A 21,936-nucleotide genomic window follows, 5' to 3' on the forward strand; every position below is an offset into this window, starting at 1 on the left:
CGGACAAGATACGCTTTGAACCAATATGTTAGAGCGCGCGCGAAGAATTATTCTGTTTGTGATTCTTCTGATTTAATAAGCAGTTTATCAATGCGGCGACCATCCAGATCAACGATCTCGAATATCCAGCCATTCTTACTGAAAGTTTCCCCAACATCGGGAAGGTGCTTCAATTCTTCAAGCACGAAGCCAGCAATTGTGTTGTACTCGACGTCGTCTTCAATGGGAAAGCGCATGAATTCTGAAAATTCATCAATGGGCATCCAGCCGGAGACCAAATAAGAGCCATCTGCCCGACGGACGATGGCTCGTTCCTCAACGTGATCTTCCTGCATAGCGCCTATTATTGCTTCCATGACGTCTCCCGCAGTTATCACTCCTTCAAAATGCCCATACTCATCGTAAACCAGCACCATATGGGTGGGCGTTCCGCGGATAGCCTCGACGACATCCAGAGCGTCGGAAAAATCAGAGACCACAGGTACGTCCTTGAGAATTTGACGCAGATTGACGCTACCTTTTAATGAAAGCTGATTAAAAAAATCTCGAGCTTGCAAGACTCCTATTATGTCATCCGAATTCTCACCGCGAACGGGGAGGCGAGATCGGCTGGACTTTTGCAATTGATCGCGAATAGCTTCAACATCATCCTCGATGTCAATCATTTCCACATCAAGACGCGGCGTCATGAGCCCTCGCGCGGTTCGATCGGCAAGGCGCATAACGCCAGCGATCATCCGAGACTCTTCGGTCTCGATCACACCTGCATTGTGTGCCTCGGCAAGTACGGTTTTGATTTCTTCATCCGTGACACCATCGCTCGATTTTCCCGACTGGCCAAGCAGCCTCAAAACAAGTCGACCTGATGTATCCAAAAGCCACACGAGTGGCGCGGCCAGCTTTGAAAGAAGCGCCATGCTGGGCGCCACGCGGCTCGCAATAACTTCCGGTTCACGCAGAGCTATCTGTTTAGGAACCAGCTCGCCTACAATCAAAGACAGATAAGTAATGAGGACTACAACTGAACCAACACCGAAGGCATCAGCAAGCGATAGGGACACACCTTGAGTGACTAACCATCCTGTCAAGCGTGCGCCAAGTGTGGCACCCGAAAAAGCTCCTGACAAAATTCCGACGAGAGTGATGCCAATTTGCACTGTTGATAGAAAACGGCCGGGGTCCTCTGCCAGCGTTATGGCCATTCGGGCACCTCGACTGCCCTTATCTGCCAGAACGCGCAATCTTGCTGGGCGCGAAGAAACTACTGCTAGTTCCGACATAGCAAGTACGCCGTTCAGAACCGTTAGCAGCACCACAGTGATTATTTCAAAAAACAAACTTGTTCCTCAAGAATGTCATCATGCAGTTGTCGAAACAAGTTAGCAGACAACGCGTATAAAGGCGACAAAGTGGGTGGCAGTTCATATTGCCTGCCGAAGCTGGACATACGAACTACCTATTGCCACTGCAGCTCATTTCACCTGAATTTAGAAAGTGAGAAGTTCTGATCACAATCCGAGACGTTTACGGAGCTCTGCATTTTCGGTCCGAAGCTTTTGAGCTAAGGCCTTACGCAACCGCTGGTTTTCGGCTTCAAGTTCAACCAAAGCTTTAAGTTCATCACTCTGCTGAATGGGCTCGATCTGAACTTTCGCCTCTGAAGCTTTCTTCCAGTTATAGTATGTCTGCTCGCTGATGCCCACTTTTGTCAATGCAGTCTTAACTGTGGTATCGCCGCTTTTCAGATCTTTGGAGATTGAAGCAAGCAATTTGGCTCGCTCGGCAAGGGAGTACTTCTTACGCGTCCCTTTCTCTGCAGTGTCAGTTGACGGGAGAGCTTCCTTGGCGGCCTTGCTTTTACGTGTGCGCGTTTTTGACGTAACCGGCTTTGAGGCGATGGCGCTATCTTGCGACGGAGTTTCGCTCTTAGTATTGCTATCTTCAATCATCATCGATTTTCTCTCTGTTAAGTGGCGGAATATCTTCTTGAAATTTAACTTGTTGTGAGTTCGGTATCGGAATTGTGCAGTCCAGAATAGCTCTGCGCGTTACACGCTCTTGTCCGTCTCGTCAAAGACTTGATCGGCGCGGAGTATCATTTGTTCAAGGCGAGCATTTTCTGAGCGCAAATGCTCAACAAGCAGCAATCTTAACCGCTTATTTTCATTTTCCAACGTGTTGAGCTCCGCGTCTTGCATCAAAAGGAGTGCATACAATTCAGCAACTGGAACCTTGGCGACTTGCTGGGTACGATGTATTTTTTCGGGTGACCTGTTCGCGGCTGGCAAGTGCACTTTATTGCTGTCCACCGACTGCTTTTTGGAACGCACCCCTGCGGTGGTTGCCTTTTTGGGTTGCTTTACCGCTGAGGCTGACCCCGGTGATGACAGCACCTGAGCATTGGCAGAAGGAACTGTTTCAGCATTGGCAAATTCAACACTGTCATGTTCAGTTTTCGCGGTAGCCGCTTTATTGCCCTTTGTTGCAACCTGCTTACGCTGAGCCACTGGGTTACGTTTCGCAATCTCTGACAGAGGTTTGAGGTCCTCCTCAAGTATAGGCTCAGCAGATGTCCGGCCCTCAACTACAGGGTCCGCTTGTAACATGGTGGAAGCTTCATCATTTTGCGGCTGCGAAATCTGAGCTTCATGATCAGTGTGGGTTTGGGGATCCGTAACCGTTTCCTTAAAGCCAGTCTGCTCAGCGTTTTCAGGCACAGACAGGTCACTTTCGACCTCGCGTGCAATTTCTTTGAGGTTGATATCGCCCCATAACGAGTTAGCGTTTTTAGGCGAGCGGCGGTTTTTATATTCAACGATCAAACGTTTGCCTGGGAATTTCATACTTATACTACTGTCCTAATCAGGGTAGCTGACTGACTATGTGTATGGGTAATCTAGCGATGAGCGGTGAGGTCCGCAACCTATCTTGATAATGCATTTGGCTGTATAAGTTGCTCTGCAATAGCCGGTGAATACAGCGCGTTTCTTTTTTGTGTGGTGTAAACCAACTTTAAAGTCATGGCGTATATTAAATTGGTCTGGAAGAACCTTTATAAACTGTTTTCAGGAGATCTCAACAATGGCTAACATGAACCTTACTACAACAGAAGAACAGGCAATTGATACGCCGAAAATCGCGAAGGCAAAAGCCAAATCGCTTCGCAAGAGAGCTGCGCCAAAACTAGAAGCAACGACAGTTGTTAAGGCAAAAACTTCGAAGATCAAGAGGCGCTCACCTGCAGAACGTGCTCGTCTCCTCGCGGTAGTGAACAAGCAGACCCAGAGCGGCAAGATCACACTGAAGGCCGCACTTTTAGAAGCAGGCGTAAGTGAACAAACTTATTACAATTGGAAAAATCTAGCTAAAGTGAAAGCTCCTGTTGTCTCTCAACAGAGTGATGAGCTGAAGAATCTCGTTGAGCTTGAAGCCGAAAACAAACGACTTCGCAAAGAGCTGGCTGAAAAACTGCACTCAGAAAACGCTGAGTTGCGTAAGCGACTTGGGCTTGCTTAGGCCGAGCCACTGTACTCATTGTCTCAGCGCTCGTTGTTACAATTAAATGCTATCCCAAATGGAGCTTTGACTGCGAGCGTGTTCAAAACGCCTACATACTTTGAGTTCCATAAGATAGATTATGCGATCAGCATGTGCAGCCGGGATACATTCTATTTTAAATCGCAACATGCCAATGAATTCATGTGGTTAGCCATGGGGGAAATTGGATGTCAAATTGCTATTCACAGATCACTTTGCCGGAACGTCGTCGGTTATTTGCGCTTAAACAGTTAAAAGTCCCTCTCGGCGACATTGCGCGACTGATGGGTCGTCATCGTTCGACGATCTATCGCGAGATCAAACGCAACAGCTTTCGGGATACTGAGATTCCAGACTATAATGGCTATCATAGCGTTGTTGCCGACAACATCAGCAAAGACCGCAGAACACGGTTGCGCAAGCTCAGACGTCACCCAGAGCTGCGCAAGTTCGTCATAGAACAATTGGAAGCCCATTGGTCGCTGGAACAGATCTGCGGACGACTGGTTAGCTATGGCCTGAGCGCGATACGTCTGTGTGCAGAAACAATCTATCGCTTCATCTATTCAAAGGAAGAATACTCTCTGAAGCTGTATGAACACCTTGCCGAGATGCGAACAAAACACTGCCCACGCGGTACCAGACGATCGCGCAGTTCCCGCATTCCAGAAGCGTTTCGCATTCATCAACGTCCTGATTTTATTGGCAACCGTCTGCAATTTGGGAACTGGAAAGGTGATTTGATTATCTTTGAACGAGACCTTGGAGAAGCCAATGTCATGACGCTTGTTGAACGCAAAAGTCGTTATTGCGTCATCATCAAAAACAACAGTCGGCACTCAAAGCCTATCATGAACAGAATCATTCAGACCTTTGCTGCACTGCCTTATCACGCACGCCGCAGTTTTACCTTTGATCGTGGTTCCGAGTTTATGGGGTATAGGGCTTTGGAGGATGGAATGGGGGCCAGAAGCTGATTTTGTGATCCAAACTCGCCATGGCAAAAAAGTGCTATTGAGAACATCAACAAGCGCATTCGACGTTACTTACCCAGCAACACTGACCTGACGCAGGTCAACCAGGCGCAGTTGACTGCCCTCGCCCATGATCTCAACGCAACCCCGCGCGAGTGTCTTGGATTCAAGACACTCACTGAAGTGTTCGCCTCCCTTTTGCAGGAAGCAGCATAATCAGATAGCCTCATCAACGGCATGATGCACTTGGGATAGCTTCTCCAGGCCTTAAGTCTCGTCAAACCAATTTTATCAATGATAATCTATTTGCTATGTAAATTGCTAAACTCAATCACGGAACTTTATACTCTTTTCGATGTATTTTTAACGCTCTAGGGCGAGTTAAAAATATTTATTGTAAGCCATTTAAAGTTGTGATCAGATTAAGTTCTATTGATATAAGTTTTGGAACGTAAATTTTTTACGTGCCAGAAAGGGAATCGCATGGAATTGCTTAATCCCCTTGTTGACCCAGATAAAACATTTATCTCTACAGGAACATTACCGCCTTCGGAACGCGTTACACGACTTGTAACCGAAGCACATGAGCGTTTCGGTAGCGTTCACCTTGGCAAAAACTCGCAAGTATATCCTGCTTTGGCCAACGTCTCCGAAAGCTTGTTCGGTATTTGTGTCGTTAGTGTCGATGGTCATATCTTCTCAGTCGGTGATGCCGATTATGAGTTCACCATTATGAGCGTTTCCAAACCATTTATCTTCGCGCTTATCTGCGATCTGATCGGTGCAACAGGCGCCCGAGAACGGCTGGGAGTGAATGCGACGGGCTATCCCTTCAACTCACTGGCTGGTATTGAACGCGACCAGGAGGGACGCACAAACCCGATGGTCAACGCCGGAGCTATAGCTACGACCAGTTTGGTGCCGGGTAAAAATGAAGAAGAGAAATGGCGTTTTATTCACGAAGGCCTCTCGCGATTTGCTGGACGTAATCTCTCTGTGAATGAGGATGTCTATGTATCTGCTTCAAAAACAAACTTTCGAAACCGCAGCATAGCATGGATGCTGGAAAGTATGGGAAGCATCTATAGTAACCCAGTGGAAGCGGTTGAACTTTATACAAGGCAATGTTCGTTGAACGTCAGCGCTAGGGATCTCGCTGTCATGGGGGCGACATTGGCACATGGCGGCGTCAACCCGCTGACACGTGAAAAGGTCGTCAAGCCGGATGTCTGTCATTATGCCCTTGCCGTAATGCTGACCGCCGGTCTTTATGAAACGTCTGGAGACTGGCTTTACGAGATAGGACTGCCGGGTAAAAGTGGCATCGGCGGCGGAATTGTGACCGTATCACCAGGTAAGGGCGGGCTTGGCACATTTTCTTCTGAGCTTGATGAGGCGGGAAACAGTGTGAGGGGACAGTTGGCCGCTCAGTTCCTTTCGCAGCGTCTTGGACTCGATCTGCTCATGTCGTCACCTGAATACTAATTATCCATAATTCTGTACCATTTTTAAAACCACATCGATCTGTCACATTGCGAGAGGGAAGTATCAGCGATGGCAGCTTCAAGAAACGGATCACACTCCGAGGAACGCAATTCATGGCTTCCGATGGTCGCTATCGCTTTCGGTCAGGCAATCATGTCCTTCAATGTCGCCTCCCTACCTGTAGCACTTGGTGGTATGGTCGAGAGTTTTGGCGTGGCTCCAACCGTGGTCGCCACAGGTATCGTCGCATATTCGATGATCGTTGCAGGCTTTGTCATGCTCGGCGCCAAGCTCGTACAGCGCTTTGGAGCCTTGCAGGTCTTTCGGCTGGCGGTCGTTGTATTTGGTGTCGCACAAATCCTGATGACGGTTAGTCCCAATGCGACGGCGATGATTTCCGCACAAGCACTTTGCGGTGCGGCGGGTGCTGTTATCGTGCCTGCGCTTGTTGCACTGATTGCTCAAAATTATCAAGGCAATCAACAGGCAACGGCCCTTGGCGCCCTGGGATCAGCCCGAGCTGGGGCCGGAGTTTTGGCCTTTCTAATCGGCGGCGTACTTGGAACCTATATTGGATGGCGACCAGTTTTCGGCATTCTTGTTGTAGTCTCTGCTCTGGTTTTAGTTTTGAGCTTTCGCTTGAAGCCGGATCAGGGTCGTCCTGAAGTGAAAATTGATGGTGTGGGTGTCGTGCTCGCGGCAGCTGCAATCATCTCAATCAGTTTCGGATTTAACAATCTAAATGGCTGGGGATTATTGCTTGCAAGATCTTCTGCACCATTCAATGTTCTGGGTCTTTCTCCTGCACCAATTCTGATAATTTTGGGCATTATTCTCGGTCAAGCATTCTTTATTTGGACGCGTCGACGTGAGGACAAGAACAAAACACCACTACTGCCGCTACAAGTTCTGGATTCACCACAGGAACGCGCAGCTGTTTTCGCAATGTTTGCCGTCGTTGCTTTGGAAGCGGCACTAAATTTCTCGGTTCCGCTCTATATCCAAATTGTTCAGGGACGCTCACCGCTTGCTACTGCCGTTGCTATGCTCCCGTTCAACTTGACCGTCTTTTTCGCAGCAATGTTGATTGTGCGTGTTTATGGAAAGCTGTCGCCTCGACAGATCGGGCGTTACGGCTTTGGGCTATGCGCAATCGCCCTTATTTGGCTGGCGTTCGTTGTCCGAAACGATTGGAGTTCCATACCGGTGCTATTTGGTCTGATCCTGTTTGGCATCGGGCAAGGATCGCTAGTGACCCTTCTTTTCAACGTTTTGGTTACAGCATCACCAAAGGAACTAGCGGGTGATGTGGGATCGCTACGCGGAACGACAAACAATCTAGCAGCAGCCGTGGGCACCGCCGTAGCCGGTGCATTGCTCGTGGGCTTGCTTAGCAGTGCTGTTATGCGGCAACTTGCTCAAAATCCTACTTTGCCAATTGAAATCCAATCGGAGGTCAATTTAGACAGCATTACATTCGTTAGCAATGATCAGTTAGCTGGTGTAATAGCGGCCACCTCCGCAACGCCGGAACAAAAGGCGGAAGCACTTCGGATCAACACCGAGTCGCGATTACTGGCTCTTAAAGTAGGTTTTCTGATTATGGCGGGGCTTGCACTCATTTCAATTCTCCCTGCGGGTCGATTGCCAAACTATCGACCGGGTGAAATTCCAGAGCCGTAATGATCAAAAAAACGAAAAAAGGGCGGCTTTCGCTGCCCTTTTTTTTAAATTGTTTGTTTCATCCTGTCCAAACGAATTTGAGCAACAACCGCACACTCAATTCCCTCGTTGGGAACTGAAACAACCAAACATCCGTTGTTGGCGAACCTTCACAGTTTACCACCCTCGCCCATCGGACTGGTTCACTTCCTAGGCTTAAATTCCTTTTTATAGACTTCATCAGCCATCTGTCTCAAAGCTCGCCCAATAGCCGCATATTCATACTCGTTGAGATTGGCGAGCGAAGCTCGTCCCGCCGGCTGCTGTGTTCCAAATCCCGTCCCGGGCAGCAGAACGATCCCCGTTTCATCGGCAATCCGGAACAACAGCTCCGTCGGTGATATGTTCTTCTTAACCCATGTAGCGAACTCGTCGCCATAAAGCCGACGGGCAATGTCTTCCAGATCAAGCAATGTGTAATAGTCTACATCATTGGCGTCCGACTGCGGGGGGAGGCCGAGCTCCCTATAAAGCGCCGCTTCGCGATGACGGATCAACTTCTTCAGTTCCGCTTTATACGCATCTTGCTCATCCATGAGGCTGAAAAGGGAGAACAGAACCATTTGGACTTGCTGTGGAGTGGAGAGACCCGCAGTGTGGTTAAGTGCAACAGTTCGGCTGTCTGCCACAAGGCGGTCGATAAATTTAAGTTTTGAAACATTGGGTACGAGAGATGAATAGCGTTCATTCAATTCCTTTTTTGCAGACGAAGACAAGTCTTTCAGCTTTGCGTCAAGGACGTTCTCTTTATGCATAGCGATTGCGCCAAGACGCCAGCCTGTTGCACCAAAATACTTCGAAAATGAATATACAAGCATCGTGTTATATGGGCATATCGCGAAGATCGACCTAAAATCGTCCGCAAAAGTACCATATACGTCATCGGTCAGAATGATGAGATCTGGACGCTTTTCCTTCACAATTTTTGCGATCTGCTCCATCCCACGCTGATCCATTTTTACCGATGGGGGATTACTAGGGTTGATCAGAAAAAAGACTTTCACCGACTTATCAAGCAGTTTATCGAGCTCTGTTTCGGGATACTGCCAGCCCTGCTTAGGATCGGCATTGATGTGCACTTCCTTCAGCCGGTAATTATTCAGTTCAGGAATTTCGATATATGGCGTGAATGCGGGCATGCCGATTGCAACGGTATCACCTTCGGCAAGGATTTTGTTCTGCTTTAATGTATCGAAAATATACGTCATGGCGGCGGTTCCGCCTTCCACTGCGAACAAATCTATATTGTCAGAACTCATGTAGCCGCCGATCATTTCGCGTACGAGGTAATGCTTCACAATCGCCTCGCTGATCTTAAGCATTCGTGGGGGCACCGGATAATTGCAACCGAGAATACCTTCCACCATCTCATGAAGATATTCAGATGGAGAAAGCCCCAATTGATCACGTACATAGGACAGTGAACGCCCGAGGAACTGCACACCAGGCTGATCACTGTTATCGGAAATAAACCGCTGGAACCGCCCTTCTATCCCTTCAATCTTGGGAAGTCCTCCAACACCTGTGGAAAGATAGGAATAAGAAAGCTCTGCTTCGGAAACAGCAAAAAGACCTAACCGTAAAAAGGCGCGACGCGGTAATGTGGCCAAGAAATTTGGATTGCCACGGCCCGCATTGAGCATCGCATGATTTGCCTTGCTGGAGGCGAGCTTAATAAGCGCATCCTTAAGTTCAAACGGGCTCAGCTTCGCATACTTGCTATATTCATTTTTTGCCATGATCTCATCCTCAGGAAAAAGCAACGACCAATGGTCCGAGCAAAGTCAGGAACACATTGGCAAGCGCGTAAGTGATTGCGAATGGAGTGGTTGGAATGGAGTTGCCGGCCTTATCGAGAATTTCACCAAAGGCCGGATTTGCGCTACGCGAACCGGATAGAGCACCGGCAAAGACAGCCACATTGTCATATTTGAGAACATAGCGACCAAACAGCATCGTTATGATGAGTGGTAGAATGGTCACAACGACCCCAATCAGGAAAATAGATAAGCCACTGCTGGCGATTGTCTGAACGGCCTGCAACCCTGACTGAAGTCCGACGACGGCTACGAACCCGGCAAGGCCAAGATCCCGCAAAAGAGTCGAAGCTCCGGTCGGCATATTCCCAATGGTCATGTTTCGGCTTCTATACCAGCCAAAAAGCAAGCCCGACAAAAGTGCGCCTCCGCCACTCCCCAAAGTTAGCGGAATCGATCCAAATCGGATAACGGCAAGGCCGATCAGGAGACCGACAGCAATTCCAAGACCGTGGAAGACGAAGTCTGTTTTGTCGCTGGCAACGATTACTGGTCCGATAGACTGAGCAACACGCTGCAAATCCTGATCCGTTCCGTAAAGGGAAACAACGTCACCAGCCTCTATAACGGTGTCGGGATTTAGCGGAAGCGGCTTGTCAGCGCGTTTGACCCCTATCACGTAGATACCATGTCGAAGATCAGCGCTGATATGTTGCTTGATATCAGCTACAGATTTTCCTGCGAATTCGGGTGCTGTTATCGTTACATCACGGATTGCAACGACGACTTCCATGCCATCAGATGATTGCAATTCAACTCCGATATCGCCTCCAATCGCGACAACGCCCTTGCGACGTCCAGCGATCAGAACAATGTCATCAGCCTCGAGCTTCAAATCTTGCGCAACGCCAATTATCTTGTTCCCGCGTTTTACACGCTCAATCGTAATGGCATTGTCGATAGATGTGGTTGTTTCGATTTCCGCCACAGTCTTTCCGGCGGCCTTATCGACCCGATAGATACGGCCGACCAGATCAGGAGCCGCCTCTTGTTCATTCGGGCCAAGCAAACGAATACCCGCCAGAAGTTCCGCTTCGGCCTTTAAAGCGTCGTCGCGAATGCTACGCCCCATGAATTTCGGCAGCAGGTTAACGCAGACGAGGATCGCACCAAACGACCCGAAAATATAAGTGACTGCATAACCGACTGCCACGTTGGCCTGCAGCCGCTGAACTTCATCTGCAGCAAGACCCAGTTTTGAAATAGCCGAGCTGGCGGTACCAATGATTGCTGACTGCGTCAGACCGCCCGCAGCGATACCTGCTGCTAGGCCTTTATCAAGACCGAACATCCTAGCCAGTACAACAACCGTTACCAAGCCGCTGATGGCAAGGACTGCCGCCATAGCTATTTCACGAAGAGATTGACGTCCAAGCGACCGGAAGAACTGCGGACCGCTCTCAAAACCAACGGCGTAAATGAAAAGGGCGAAGAGCACAGCCTTCACCCCATTGTCTATTTGAACGCCTACCTGACTAATCAGAACCGCCACAAGGAGTGAGCCAGCGACGCCACCCAGTTGAAATTTCCCGAATTGAATTTTTCCTAGCGCATAACCGCCAGCCAGAGATAGAAACAACGCTATCTCAGGAGCCTGCTGAAATATCGACTGAAGCCACTGCATGCTGCCCTCCGCGTCACAATCAGACAAGGATGGAGGGTAGTGCTCAGTTTGAAAAAGACAATAGAAATAGGTTGCGGCCAATTGCAAAAAGCCGCATCACCTATCGAAAACCGTGAAGATTTCTAACGAATATAGCCAGCCTGGACGACAGTGATAGCAATCATGTGGAACACATCATCAGCGCTGCAACCACGGGAAAGGTCATTGGCGGGTTTCGCGAGACCCTGCATGACAGGCCCGATAGCAGTCGCGCCACCGATACGCTGGGCGATCTTGTAGCCAATATTTGCCGCATCAAGATTGGGAAATATGAAAACGTTGGCCCCGCCGTGCAACACTGATTGAGGTGCCTTGGCGTCACTGATTGCTTCAACGAAAGCGCTATCGAATTGCAGTTCGCCGTCGATGATGAGTTCGGGCACGGCAACATGGGCGAGCCGAGTTGCCTCCACCACCTTGGAAACCTTTTCATGCACAGCGCTGCCAGCCGTTGAGAAGGAAAGCATGGCCACTTTTGGCGGCTTGCCAGCAAGAGTTTCAAAGGAACGAGCCGAGCTCACAGCGATATCGGCGAGACTAGCCGCATCGGGTTCGACCACAAGGCCACAATCGGCGAAAACGAAGATGCCTTTTTTGGCATGGTGCGGCGCGCACAGCATCATCAGGAAGAAGCTTGATACAAGTCCAGTACCAGGCGCCCTTCCTATGGTTTGCAGTGCAGCACGTACCGTGTCCGCAGTCGTTGCAACCGCTCCACCCACTGTTCCATCTGCTTCTCCCTCTCGTACCATCATGGCCGCAAAGACAAGCGGAGAACGTAGTGCCAAAATGGCTGTCTCTTCATCCACTCCCTTATCTGCGCGAAGGACACAATAGGCCTTAGCCAATCTTGGGGCGAGTGTCGATAAGGCGGGATCCTCTATTTGGAAGTCTTCAGGTGCGCCCCCCGCTGCAACGAGACGTTGTTTGATCGCCGCCCGATTACCGACAAGAATGATCTTGGCGAGCCCCTCTCGCGTGGCGCGGATTGCCCCCTCAATAATGCGCGAGTCCTCTCCCTCGGCAAGCACTATCCGGCGCGGCGATGCTTTGGCAGTTTCGATGATATGATCAAGCGGTTTCATCAGGCGAGCCCCAGATAGTGAATGCTGACAAGGATAAAGGTACAGTAATGCCACGGTAGCGAAGGTTGCGAGGTCATTCAGATCACCCCGCCGCTCCCGCCCGGGGTAGCCCGGGCAGGCGCTTGGTAATCAATCTGGATTAAGCTCGCTTTTGGACGCGCATGTCCGCTCGGTGAATTCCGGCAATCGGCACGGGCTTTTTCATGGCGTCGCGTCGGAATGGTTCGCCAAGTTCCTGGTTGAGAATGACTTCAATGAAAGTCGTCACGCCCTTTTCCTGCTCTGCAATCGCATTGGAGAGCGCCTCGGTAAGTGCTGCTGTCGTATCGACGGCAACGCCTTTCAGACCGCACCCATCCGCGATTTTCGCATAGCTTAGATTGGGATTGAGTTCAGTGCCGACAAAATTGTTGGAATACCATAGTGTCGTATTGCGCTTTTCCGCCCCCCATTGATAGTTGCGGAAGATCACCATGGTAATAGCTGGCCAGCCTTCCCGACCGATCGAACCCATCTCGTTCATCGAAATACCAAAAGCACCGTCACCTGCAAAACCGACTACCGGAACGTCTGGGCAACCGATCTTGGCGCCAACGATCGAGGGAAACCCGTATCCGCAAGGGCCGAACATACCTGGCGCCAGGTACTTTCTGCCAGCCTCAAAAGTTGGATAGGCGTTGCCGATTGCGCAATTGTTGCCGATGTCAGTCGATATGATTGCATCCTTTGGCAGAGCTGCCTGGATAGCACGCCAGGCCTGACGCGGCGACATGCGGTCAGGTTCGCGTTTACGAGCGCCTTCGTTCCATTCCGTGCCGACATCGTCGTCCTCATGATCCATGGAGGAGAGCTGTTGCTGCCACGCGGATCGGATTTGATGGATAGCAGCTTTGCGCTCCTCACGTCCTGCATCACCAGCGGAAGATGCAAGTTGCTCTAGTATCTGGCGAGCGACCTGTTTGGCGTCGCCGCAAATGCCAACGGTCACCTTTTTGGTGAGCCCAATACGATCGGCATTGATATCGACCTGGATGATTGCAGCATTCTTTGGCCAGTAATCTATGCCGTAGCCTGGCAGGGTTGAGAAGGGATTAAGGCGTGTGCCAAGCGCCAGCACCACGTCCGCCTTTGAGATTAGTTCCATCGCTGCTTTTGAGCCATTGTAACCGAGTGGTCCGACTGCAAGACGGTGACTACCGGGAAAAGCATCGTTATGCTGATAGCCACAGCAAACCGGTGCGTCGAGCTGTTCAGCGAGTTTCATTGACTCCCCGATAGCACCACCTATGACAACACCTGCACCGTTGAGGATCACAGGGAATTTCGCTTCCGATAGCAGTTTTGCTGCTTCCTCAATGGCCTGCGGACCACCGATCGGACGTTCGAAACGGACGATAGCAGGTAGATCTACATCGATCACCTGTGTCCAGTAATCGCGCGGAATGTTGATCTGTGCGGGCGCACAGCCCCTCAAGGCCTTTTCGATGACCCGGTTTAGCACTTCAGGGATGCGGGAGGGATCGCGTACCTCTTCCTGATAACAGACCATATCCTTGAACATGGCCATCTGATCAACTTCTTGGAAACCGCCCTGTCCAATCGTCTTGTTGGCTGCCTGAGGTGTCACCATTAGAAGTGGCGTATGGTTCCAGTAAGCCGTCTTGATCGCAGTAATAAAGCCAGTAACACCCGGACCATTTTGACCAATGGCGATTGACATGGTGCCTGTCGCGCGACTGAAGCCATCTGCCATCATGCCGGCGTTGGTTTCGTGAGCGCAGTCCCAGAATTTAATGCCAGCCTTTGGAAAAAGATCTGATACCGGCATCATAGCCGAGCCGATGATGCCAAAAGCATGTTCTAAACCATGCATCTGGAGAACTTTGACGAAGGCTTCCTCAGTGGTCATTTTCATGGAGAGTTCCTTTCTGAAAGGATTGGTTTCAATTGATTAGAGGATTTCGTCGCGCAGCGCGTACCAGCGGTACATTCCCCACTGCCCTATCCGTCGAAACGGCGTCAGCAGACCATGGCTTGGCAGAGGAGAGGTAAAAATCGGAAGCTGCAGATTGCTTCCTTTTCCCGCGACCAGCTGAGCCATTCGACGGCCAGCCTGAGCTGAATACATGACGCCGTTGCCGCCATAACCCATGGCGTAAAACAGCTTTTGCGAAGGGTCCGGCTGGAAGATTCGAGGCATCATATCGTGGCTGACATCCACCCAGCCCCACCAGGAGTAGTCAACCTTGATATCGCGAAGGGTCGGAAACTTGCGATAGAGGCCATTCAACAGCAAATCGAGATGCTTCGGATTGGTTGCGTCGCGCCCTGTGATGGCGCTGCGACTGCCGATCTGCACCCGATTATCCGGTAGCATACGATAATAATGGCGTAGCGTGCGTGTATCAGTAAGGGGAATGCGTGTCTTAAAGTTGAGTACTTCCCGTTCACTGACGCTCAACGGTCGTGTGACAATTGAGTTTGACAATATCGGCATTAAGCGATGACGGGTCAGCGCATTCATATTTGGCGATGTATAACCGGCAGTAGCAATACATACTGCGCGAGCACGAACCGTGCCGCCGGGGGTTGTAAGATAGTGCATCCCCCCTTTGGTCGCGCAATCGAGCACTGGACTGGAAGTATGTACTTTAGCCCCGAGCCGTCGTGCGAGGCGAAGATATCCGAAAGCCAGCTTCGCGGCATGGATGCCCATACCGTCTGGCTCATACAATGCTCCGCGTGCTTCTTCGTCTCGAACAAAATCGCTATGGATTTCGTTACGCGACACCATACGAGCCCGATAGCCGAACGTCTTGTTCAGCAGGTGGACTTCACTTTCAAGCGACGGCAGCATCTTGTCACGATGAGCAATGTAAAGATGACCGCCATCCTGCGGCTCACAATCGATCTCCGGCTCCCGAATCAATGCCCGGAAGAGATCGAAGCCTTCAGCAATCTCCGCATGCATCTTGCGCGCAACATCGACACCCCAGCGGGCAATCCACTGCGAGCGCTTCAAACGTCCGGCAGAAATCTGGGCCTGCCCCCCATTGCGGGTACTACACCCCCAGGCGACGCCATTTGCCTCAAGCACAGTGGCTTTGACTCCGTGCTCTCGCGCCAGATGTATAGCACAAGATAGGCCGGTATAACCCGAGCCGATGATCGCTACATCGACATCCAGATCGTGCATGACAGGACCATCGTCCTCTGGTTCCGGACCTGCGGTGCCGATCCAGTAGGTGGGCGCATAATCTTTACCAATGCCGGGGCTAGGCGAGTGGTTCGGATCGTAGGCCGGGTCGAAGGGCTGTCGCTCGGCCTTCATGGAAGTGGCGTGCTGTTGCATGGCTTTATTCCGGTCTTACTGGCGAGGTTGCAGAACCGGGCGGTTCTTGCGAAAGGCCTGCTTGCGCACGATCTTGCCGCCTCGGATGGTGAAAAGATCACAGCCCTCTGCTTCAATACGACTGCCATCGGCTGCCGTGCCGGAGAAGGTCCACTCTGAAACGCCGCGATCTCCATCAGTAAAGTGGCTGTGACTGCCCCACTCAGCATCCGGCATCGATTTCCAGACCCCGCTGAATGCAGCTGAAATCTCTTGACGCCCCGTGAAACGAGTGCCGTAGATTTCCGGTCCACCAACAGCGTTGAAGATGCAATCTTCAGCGAAAAAGTGCATGACTCCATCAATGTCGTGCCTATTAAATGCATCAAACAAGGCTTTTAGATCATTTGCGGTCAGTGTCATCGTTATGTCCTTTGATATGTCAGAAGGCATGGCTCCGCCGGGGCAGTAAAACCGCCCTGCATGGGCTGCGATGGCCAAGATCGAAAGAAGTGGTAGGGCTTAGATACGCCCCTTCCAAGGGATCAGTATCTTTTCGAGGTAGCGGATTAAAAGGTCGAAGGCGAAAGCGAAGATACCGATGATGAAGATACCCATGATCACGGTATCGCTTTCAAGATTTTCAGCCGCATTCAGAACCATGAAGCCGAGGCCTCTGTTCGCTGCAACCATTTCAGCCGCGACCAGGGTGGTCCAACCAACACCTATACCGATGCGCATGCCGGTGAAGATTTCGGAGAGAGCGGCTTTCATGATCACCTGACTGATGACCTGCCAACGGGTGGCACCCATCGCATAAGCCGCATGTATCTGCTCTATAGAGACTGATCGCACACCAGCTCTTGCCGCGATTGCCATGGGCGCAAAGATCGCCAGATAGATCAGGAATACTTTGGGAAATTCACCAATGCCGAGCCAAATGATGACAAGTGGCAGATATGCGAGCGGTGGTAACGGCCGATAAAACTCTATGATCGGATCAAACAGGCCCCGGACGACCCGATTAACGCCCATGAGAACACCAATGGGCACAGCCGTGACGAGTGCCAACGCAAAGGCACCAAATACGCGACCTATGCTCGCCAGCGTGTGCTGCCAAAGAGTCGAGTTCGAGACCCCTTCCGTTAGTGCCAGAATGAACTTGTCCCATACCGCAAGAGGTGAAGGCAGGAAGAGCGGTTTGATCCAGCCAGTTTCGGTAACGAGGAACCATAGCGCGATAAGGAAACTGGCTGTCGCAAGGCTGATCATGCCACTGGCACCGTCACCAGGGGCACCAAATATTTTACCTGCCTTGACGGGCTTGGTGGATTGGGAGCGGGTTACACGGTCAAGCATGTGCCACCTCCCGATCGGCAGACGCTCGCTCGTCACCATAAATAATGCCCAGAACTTCCTCGCGCATACGGATGAAATCGGGGCTGGATTTGATAGCGCGAGCGTTGCCTTCCTCGAGAAAGCGACGGTTGAAATCAAGATCGTAGGTATGGGTGATGCGGCCCGGACGCGGTGACATGACGATCAGTCGGGAACCCAAAAACAGTGCCTCCTCCACGCTGTGCGTGATAAAGAAGAACATCTTATTGGTCAGCTGCCAAACTTTGAGCAACAGCTCCTGAATAGTTTCACGCGTCAGCGCATCAAGTGCTGCCATTGGCTCGTCCATCAACAGCATGGCAGGGTCGCATGTCAGCGCTCGCGCGATTCCCACGCGTTGCTGCATTCCGCCCGAAAGATGGTAAATCATGTGGTTATGGAAATCCTGTAACCCCACCAGAGCGAGGTTTTTGGTGGCCAGCTCCCGACGCGTAGCCTTATCGACGCCGCGTAGCTTCAAACCAAATTCGGTATTTTCCATAACATTGAGCCAAGGTAGAAGCGCATGCTTTTGAAAGACAACCCCACGTTCGGCACTTGGCCCATTGACGCGATGATTACCAAGCGAAATGTCACCTTCTGAAGGTGCCATGAAGCCCGCCATGAGATTGAGAAGCGTTGTCTTTCCGCAACCCGACGCTCCAAGCGCCACGACAAAGTCGCCGCTGTTAATCGTAAGATTCACTCCCTTGAGGGCGATTATCGCCTGATCCGAGTAAAGCCCCGGGTAGGTTAGACTGATATTTCTGACACTAAGCGTTTCCATACGACATGCCTCCCTGCACCTTGGTCAAGGGCAGTATAGAGTTTCACGCAACCCCAAACGCAAACATTCATTCATGCTCACTTGAATTGCTCTATGCGGATGAAGAGAGCACCGGCCGGTTAAGACGGCCGATACGAGATTAGCGGAGGCGCTATTTAGCGGCAGCTTTAGCAAAATCAGCATTAACAAAGGGCGAATAATCGTCGAGTGCTTTGCTTATCTGCTTCTGTTCTGCCAAGAACTTAGCGCTTTCATTGAGTGCGCGCACGGCTCCACCACCAAGCCAGGTGTCCGACGCCTGCTCATCCACATTCGGGAAGGAAAGCAGTCCGAGTGCCTCAACTGTACTCGCTCCATCGCCACCGATAAGCTTTACAATGCCCTTTACTGGCGCGGAATCCTCCGTCCAAGCTGCCTTGTCGGCATTATAATCGGCATAAGACTGGGCCAGCACTTTAGTAAATGCCTCCATGAATTTGGTGTTTTGTTCTGCCCATTTCTTATCGACCACAAGACCGTCGAATGTGGGCACACTGGCCGCACCAATGACTTCGGAGTCGGAGATTGTCTTTCCAGTTTTCTGGATCACCGAGAGCGCTGGCGGCCATACATAAGCCGCATCAATATCGCCCCGCTGCCAGGCGGCAACGATCTGCGGCGGTTTCAAGTTCAGGATCTCGACTTCTTTCGGGTCGACCTTCCACACCTGATTCAAACCCACAAGCAAGTGGAAATGTGAAGTGGAAACAAATGGTACCGCCACTTTTTTACCCTTGAGATCTGTCGGCGACTCAATGCCCGATCCGTCGCGGGCAACGAGTGCTTCAGATTTTCCGATATTGTCGAGAACCCAGAAGAGCTGCAACTCGACGCCGCGCGTTGCTGCCGATGCTGTGCCGGTGGAGCCGATCACTCCGATCGGAACATCGCCAGAAGCAAGTGCTGTCGTAATGTCGCCAGCGGAACTGAACTGACGCCAATCTATGGCGTAGCCCGCTTCTTTAGCTGCGGCGTCAAAGCGGCCGTCGGCGATCGCGGCGATGAATGGGCCCACGATCTGTTGATAACCGACGACCAGTCGAGTTTCAGCATATGCCGCATTCGATGCCAAAACGCCCGCGACAATACTCGCCGTGGCCGCCAGGCTCTTAATAGTCCTGAAAAGCATGCTAACCTCCATTTGATGTTCCCCGCCGGCTTTGCCGGTCTTGTGCTTATAGAGATAAGCAGTGTATTCCCACTTGCGTTATATCCAGATTGGAAGTTGAATAGGTCCAGATCAAGCATTTGAGCCAAAAGCGCGAAGCAGTTTTGCTCCGGCTAATGGCTAAACAAATAGATAGAGCGGTTGCAACGGTTCAGCCATAACTGGAACCGCTCTGAGGATGGACCTCGTGCAAACTCATGTCTCCGAGACAATCTTCTTCATCGACCGCGAAAGCGGTTTGGGGCTTCAAGCTCAGCTGCGAGAAACAGTTGTCTCGGCGGTTCTCGCAGGACGCATCGTGCCCGGCGCGCAACTGCCTTCTACACGTCGACTTGCCATCTATCTGAACATTTCGCGCATTACCGTTACACTTGCTTATCAAGAACTGGTCTCTCAAGGTTATATGGAAGCGGTTGATCGAAGCTCGTATCGCATCGCACGCAATCCGCCGGGCCGAGCACTTGTAACCGATCAATTGCCCTCTCAAGCTTCAGAAGTCGACTGGTCCCGCAAGGTTGCGCTCGATTTCAGCGTAGTGCGCCAGGTTGAAAAGCCGCTCGACTGGAGACGCTATCCCTATCCGTTTCTCTATGGCCAGATGGACCCGACTCTCTTCGATCTCAACGCATGGCGCGATTGCAACCGGCGCGCACTGGCGCGCGAAGACTTTATCTCGATGGCAAGTGATTTTGCGGCTGCTGACGATGTGCAACTTGTCAATTATATTTGCTCGCGCACCCTCCCTCGACGCGGTATCCACGCCAATCCTGACGAGATCCTTGTAACCGTCGGTGCACAAAATGCCTTATGGATAGTAACGCGGCTGATACTTGGCAACGGCACAACCGCCGTTTGCGAGAACCCTTGTCACCCCGATATTAGCGCTTCACTTCTATTAAGTGGTGCAGATGTTACCACCATCAATGTCGATTCCGAAGGCTTGCCCCCGGACAATCTGCCGCCAGCAACAGACGCCGTCTTCGTCACCCCCAGTCACCACTCTCCGACAGGCGCAACGATGCCAATCGACCGCCGTATGAAGCTCCTTCAAGCGGCTGCGGAAAAGGATTTCGTTATTGTTGAAGACGATTATGAATTCGAGATCAGCTTTCTTGCGCCACCCTCCCCGGCCCTCAAATCTTTCGATACGTCAGGCCGTGTGCTCTACATAGGCAGTTTCTCGAAATCACTCTTTCCCGGCTTGCGCCTCGGCTATCTCGTTGCACCTGCACCCTTTATTCGTCAAGCGCGTGCTCTGCGCTCGCTGATGTTACGACATCCGCCGGGGCATCTCCAACGCACCGCCGCGTACTTCCTTGCCCTTGGGCATTACGACGCCGTATTGCATCGCATGCGTACCGAGTATCACAAACGGCATGTGTTGATGGCCGAGAATCTCAAGAAGCAAGGTCTTGTTGTTGCAGGATCCTCATCTTTTGGCGGCACTTCGTTCTGGATGGAAGGACCGAACGGGCTGGACGCGGATCGGCTGGTGCGAGAGTTGCGGCAACACGGGGTACTCATAGAATCCGGCTCCCCTTTCTTTCCACGCAATGAAGCCCCATGTCGCTTCTTCCGTATGGGATATTCTTCCATACCAAGCAGCAATATATCTGTGGGGGTTGCCCGTGTTAAAGCTGCGATTGACACTCACTTTCGAGGTAATAGTTGACAAGAAAGAACTTGGCTCACCTCAATTCTTTGAGGAAGTTCGTATATGACATGAAGGGCGCTTTCCGATCCGGCTGAATGCGGATGGCCAGGAAGAAGAGCACCAAGCAAAGCGCAACCATCAGCCACCAGACAAGCGAAAGGTTTGCCAGATTTTTGCGCAGATACTCTGTGATAAGTGGAAGTGTTGCTGCAACGATAGAGCTACCGCCTTGAATGAAGCCTGCGATGGCGCCCGCTTCATTCGCCGTTTTTCCCTTATCCATAGCCGGGATCAAACCTAATGGGAAAAGAGCTCCAATACCTAAACCTGCGGGGATGGCTTCAGGCCAATGGCAAAGCTCATTGCGTCATAGGTGGCGTAACTAACGAGTGATTGGCACCAACCCTGATATTGCAAATCATTTGCCGAGCTCTGACCACATAATTATATTGAAACAGCAGACAAAAACTCGGCATTTTATACCTTGGTATATCGCTTATACCGAAATGCACCTTGCAAAAGGCACGCATTTTCATGGCTCATTATAACATCATCTGGTAATGACGCTTTTGTCGTAGCCATAGTGTTTGGCTTTTTAACACAGGAAACCACAATGCCCAGCGACAGTAGTCGAAAGCGGTCGCCGCTGGGGCTGTCTGGCAAGAGCTGATCTCTCGCTCTTACCCGGACGCTTGCAGCGGCGCGTCATGAGGTAAGAGATGAATATTGCAGCTATTGCCAATTTTGGTGTGTGCCTTGGCACGCGCATGCGTTTCGCCCTTCGGAGAACCATTTCTCCCAGCCAAACCATGCATAGAAATCCGTCAGAATCAGATGCTGTCAACAACAGAGCCGTTTCCAAGGCATCTCAGTTAACTGCGATTTGGCACATCAACCCGCAGAACGGACGAGTGGAATGTCATTGGACCAAAGATCCTGAAGAAATCGCAGCGCACCAGTCATTGCCTGTTCTGGAACGCTTCGGATTGATCCTTGCTGCAAGCCAGCAGAACCGGACTTCAAACAGGGTGCACTGATGGGCAATCTTGTTCAGACAGTTGCGCTGTCCGCCACCGTTATTTTGCTGATAACGGGCACTTTTGCCCGTTTCTGGCTCTGCACGGAGCGGGCAGCGTGCCTGCATCAGAGCGATGACAACGACGATATTCTTTCACAAGAGGACTGCAACAATGGATGACGACCCCAGTAGGTCCGCTCAGTTTGCATGTTTGATGCAGCCTGAGCGGACACCGAACGATTTCTACACACAAGCTAACCGGACGTCGCTTCGACGGTA

19 protein-coding genes and 1 pseudogene are annotated in these 21,936 nt (G+C 51.2%); 7 read left to right on the forward strand and 13 right to left on the reverse strand.

Features of this window, described 5'->3' with window-relative positions; genetic code table 11:
* Positions 1–47: 47 nt before the first annotated feature.
* The 3 genes from OIV19_RS08250 to OIV19_RS08260 form a co-directional block, all read right to left on the reverse strand.
* The gene (locus OIV19_RS08250) at positions 48–1,337 is read right to left on the reverse strand and encodes a hemolysin family protein (protein ID WP_264231207.1); all 1,290 of its coding nucleotides are present in this window, start codon (positions 1,335–1,337) and stop codon (positions 48–50) included.
* 171 nt (positions 1,338–1,508) lie between these two features.
* Complete coding sequence (locus tag OIV19_RS08255) at positions 1,509–1,952, reverse strand: transposase (RefSeq protein ID WP_264231208.1); 444 nt, start codon at positions 1,950–1,952, stop codon at positions 1,509–1,511.
* 96 nt (positions 1,953–2,048) lie between these two features.
* On the reverse strand, positions 2,049–2,843 hold the full coding sequence (locus tag OIV19_RS08260) for a hypothetical protein (RefSeq protein ID WP_264231210.1): 795 nt from the start codon (positions 2,841–2,843) through the stop codon (positions 2,049–2,051).
* Positions 2,844–3,081: 238 nt separating this feature from the next.
* Between OIV19_RS08260 and OIV19_RS08265 the strand changes: the two genes are divergently transcribed.
* From OIV19_RS08265 to OIV19_RS08280, 4 genes and pseudogenes are all read left to right on the forward strand, one after another.
* Positions 3,082–3,516, forward strand: a complete 435-nt coding sequence (locus OIV19_RS08265) for a transposase (RefSeq protein WP_264231211.1) — start codon at positions 3,082–3,084, stop codon at positions 3,514–3,516.
* A 209-nt stretch (positions 3,517–3,725) separates the two neighbouring features.
* Positions 3,726–4,727 (forward strand): annotated as a pseudogene (locus tag OIV19_RS08270) (IS30 family transposase).
* A gap of 267 nt (positions 4,728–4,994) precedes the next feature.
* Positions 4,995–5,996 carry a glutaminase A gene (glsA, locus tag OIV19_RS08275; protein WP_264231213.1) on the forward strand — a complete coding sequence of 334 codons (1,002 nt, stop codon included), beginning with the start codon at positions 4,995–4,997 and terminating at the stop codon, positions 5,994–5,996.
* Positions 5,997–6,149: 153 nt separating this feature from the next.
* Positions 6,150–7,679 carry an MFS transporter gene (locus OIV19_RS08280; protein ID WP_264231373.1) on the forward strand — a complete coding sequence of 510 codons (1,530 nt, stop codon included), beginning with the start codon at positions 6,150–6,152 and terminating at the stop codon, positions 7,677–7,679.
* A 182-nt stretch (positions 7,680–7,861) separates the two neighbouring features.
* Here OIV19_RS08280 and OIV19_RS08285 read toward each other — a convergent pair whose 3' ends face one another.
* The 9 genes from OIV19_RS08285 to tauA form a co-directional block, all read right to left on the reverse strand.
* The gene (locus OIV19_RS08285) at positions 7,862–9,457 is read right to left on the reverse strand and encodes a bifunctional aspartate transaminase/aspartate 4-decarboxylase (RefSeq protein ID WP_264231214.1); all 1,596 of its coding nucleotides are present in this window, start codon (positions 9,455–9,457) and stop codon (positions 7,862–7,864) included.
* Between the two features lie 10 nt (positions 9,458–9,467).
* Positions 9,468–11,159, reverse strand: coding sequence for an aspartate-alanine antiporter (gene aspT / locus OIV19_RS08290; protein ID WP_264231215.1), 1,692 nt, complete (start codon positions 11,157–11,159; stop codon positions 9,468–9,470).
* Between the two features lie 122 nt (positions 11,160–11,281).
* Positions 11,282–12,283 carry a phosphate acetyltransferase gene (gene pta, locus OIV19_RS08295; protein ID WP_264231216.1) on the reverse strand — a complete coding sequence of 334 codons (1,002 nt, stop codon included), beginning with the start codon at positions 12,281–12,283 and terminating at the stop codon, positions 11,282–11,284.
* Positions 12,284–12,422: 139 nt separating this feature from the next.
* Positions 12,423–14,198 (reverse strand): sulfoacetaldehyde acetyltransferase, encoded by a 1,776-nt coding sequence (xsc, locus tag OIV19_RS08300; protein WP_264231217.1) that lies wholly within the window; start codon positions 14,196–14,198, stop codon positions 12,423–12,425.
* Positions 14,199–14,234: 36 nt separating this feature from the next.
* Entirely contained in the window at positions 14,235–15,635 is a 1,401-nt protein-coding gene (locus OIV19_RS08305; protein WP_264231218.1) for an NAD(P)/FAD-dependent oxidoreductase, read from the reverse strand.
* A 15-nt stretch (positions 15,636–15,650) separates the two neighbouring features.
* Complete coding sequence (locus OIV19_RS08310; RefSeq protein WP_264231374.1) at positions 15,651–16,031, reverse strand: nuclear transport factor 2 family protein; 381 nt, start codon at positions 16,029–16,031, stop codon at positions 15,651–15,653.
* A 105-nt stretch (positions 16,032–16,136) separates the two neighbouring features.
* Positions 16,137–16,973 (reverse strand): ABC transporter permease subunit, encoded by an 837-nt coding sequence (locus OIV19_RS08315; protein ID WP_264231219.1) that lies wholly within the window; start codon positions 16,971–16,973, stop codon positions 16,137–16,139.
* Positions 16,966–17,778: a taurine ABC transporter ATP-binding protein gene (locus OIV19_RS08320; protein ID WP_264231220.1), complete on the reverse strand. Its 813-nt coding sequence runs from the start codon at positions 17,776–17,778 to the stop codon at positions 16,966–16,968. Before OIV19_RS08320 ends, OIV19_RS08315 begins: the two co-directional genes overlap by 8 nt.
* A 151-nt stretch (positions 17,779–17,929) precedes the next feature.
* Positions 17,930–18,946, reverse strand: a complete 1,017-nt coding sequence (tauA, locus tag OIV19_RS08325; RefSeq protein ID WP_264231221.1) for a taurine ABC transporter substrate-binding protein — start codon at positions 18,944–18,946, stop codon at positions 17,930–17,932.
* 217 nt (positions 18,947–19,163) lie between these two features.
* Here tauA and pdxR point away from each other — a divergent pair, with 217 nt between their 5' ends.
* Positions 19,164–20,657, forward strand: coding sequence for a MocR-like pyridoxine biosynthesis transcription factor PdxR (pdxR, locus tag OIV19_RS08330; RefSeq protein ID WP_264231222.1), 1,494 nt, complete (start codon positions 19,164–19,166; stop codon positions 20,655–20,657).
* A 16-nt stretch (positions 20,658–20,673) separates the two neighbouring features.
* Here pdxR and OIV19_RS08335 read toward each other — a convergent pair whose 3' ends face one another.
* A complete protein-coding gene (locus tag OIV19_RS08335; protein ID WP_264231223.1) occupies positions 20,674–20,922 on the reverse strand; it encodes an MFS transporter in 249 nt (82 codons plus the stop codon).
* Positions 20,923–21,358: 436 nt separating this feature from the next.
* Here OIV19_RS08335 and OIV19_RS08340 point away from each other — a divergent pair, with 436 nt between their 5' ends.
* Together OIV19_RS08340 and OIV19_RS08345 are read left to right on the forward strand one after the other, a co-directional pair.
* On the forward strand, positions 21,359–21,676 hold the full coding sequence (locus tag OIV19_RS08340; RefSeq protein ID WP_264231224.1) for a hypothetical protein: 318 nt from the start codon (positions 21,359–21,361) through the stop codon (positions 21,674–21,676).
* On the forward strand, positions 21,676–21,837 hold the full coding sequence (locus OIV19_RS08345) for a hypothetical protein (RefSeq protein WP_264231225.1): 162 nt from the start codon (positions 21,676–21,678) through the stop codon (positions 21,835–21,837). The genes OIV19_RS08340 and OIV19_RS08345 overlap by 1 nt, the downstream gene beginning before the upstream one ends.
* The last annotated feature ends 99 nt before the right edge of the window (positions 21,838–21,936 follow it).

The organism is Brucella sp. HL-2, from assembly GCF_025846885.2.
Classification (GTDB): domain Bacteria; phylum Pseudomonadota; class Alphaproteobacteria; order Rhizobiales; family Rhizobiaceae; genus Brucella; species Brucella quorumnocens.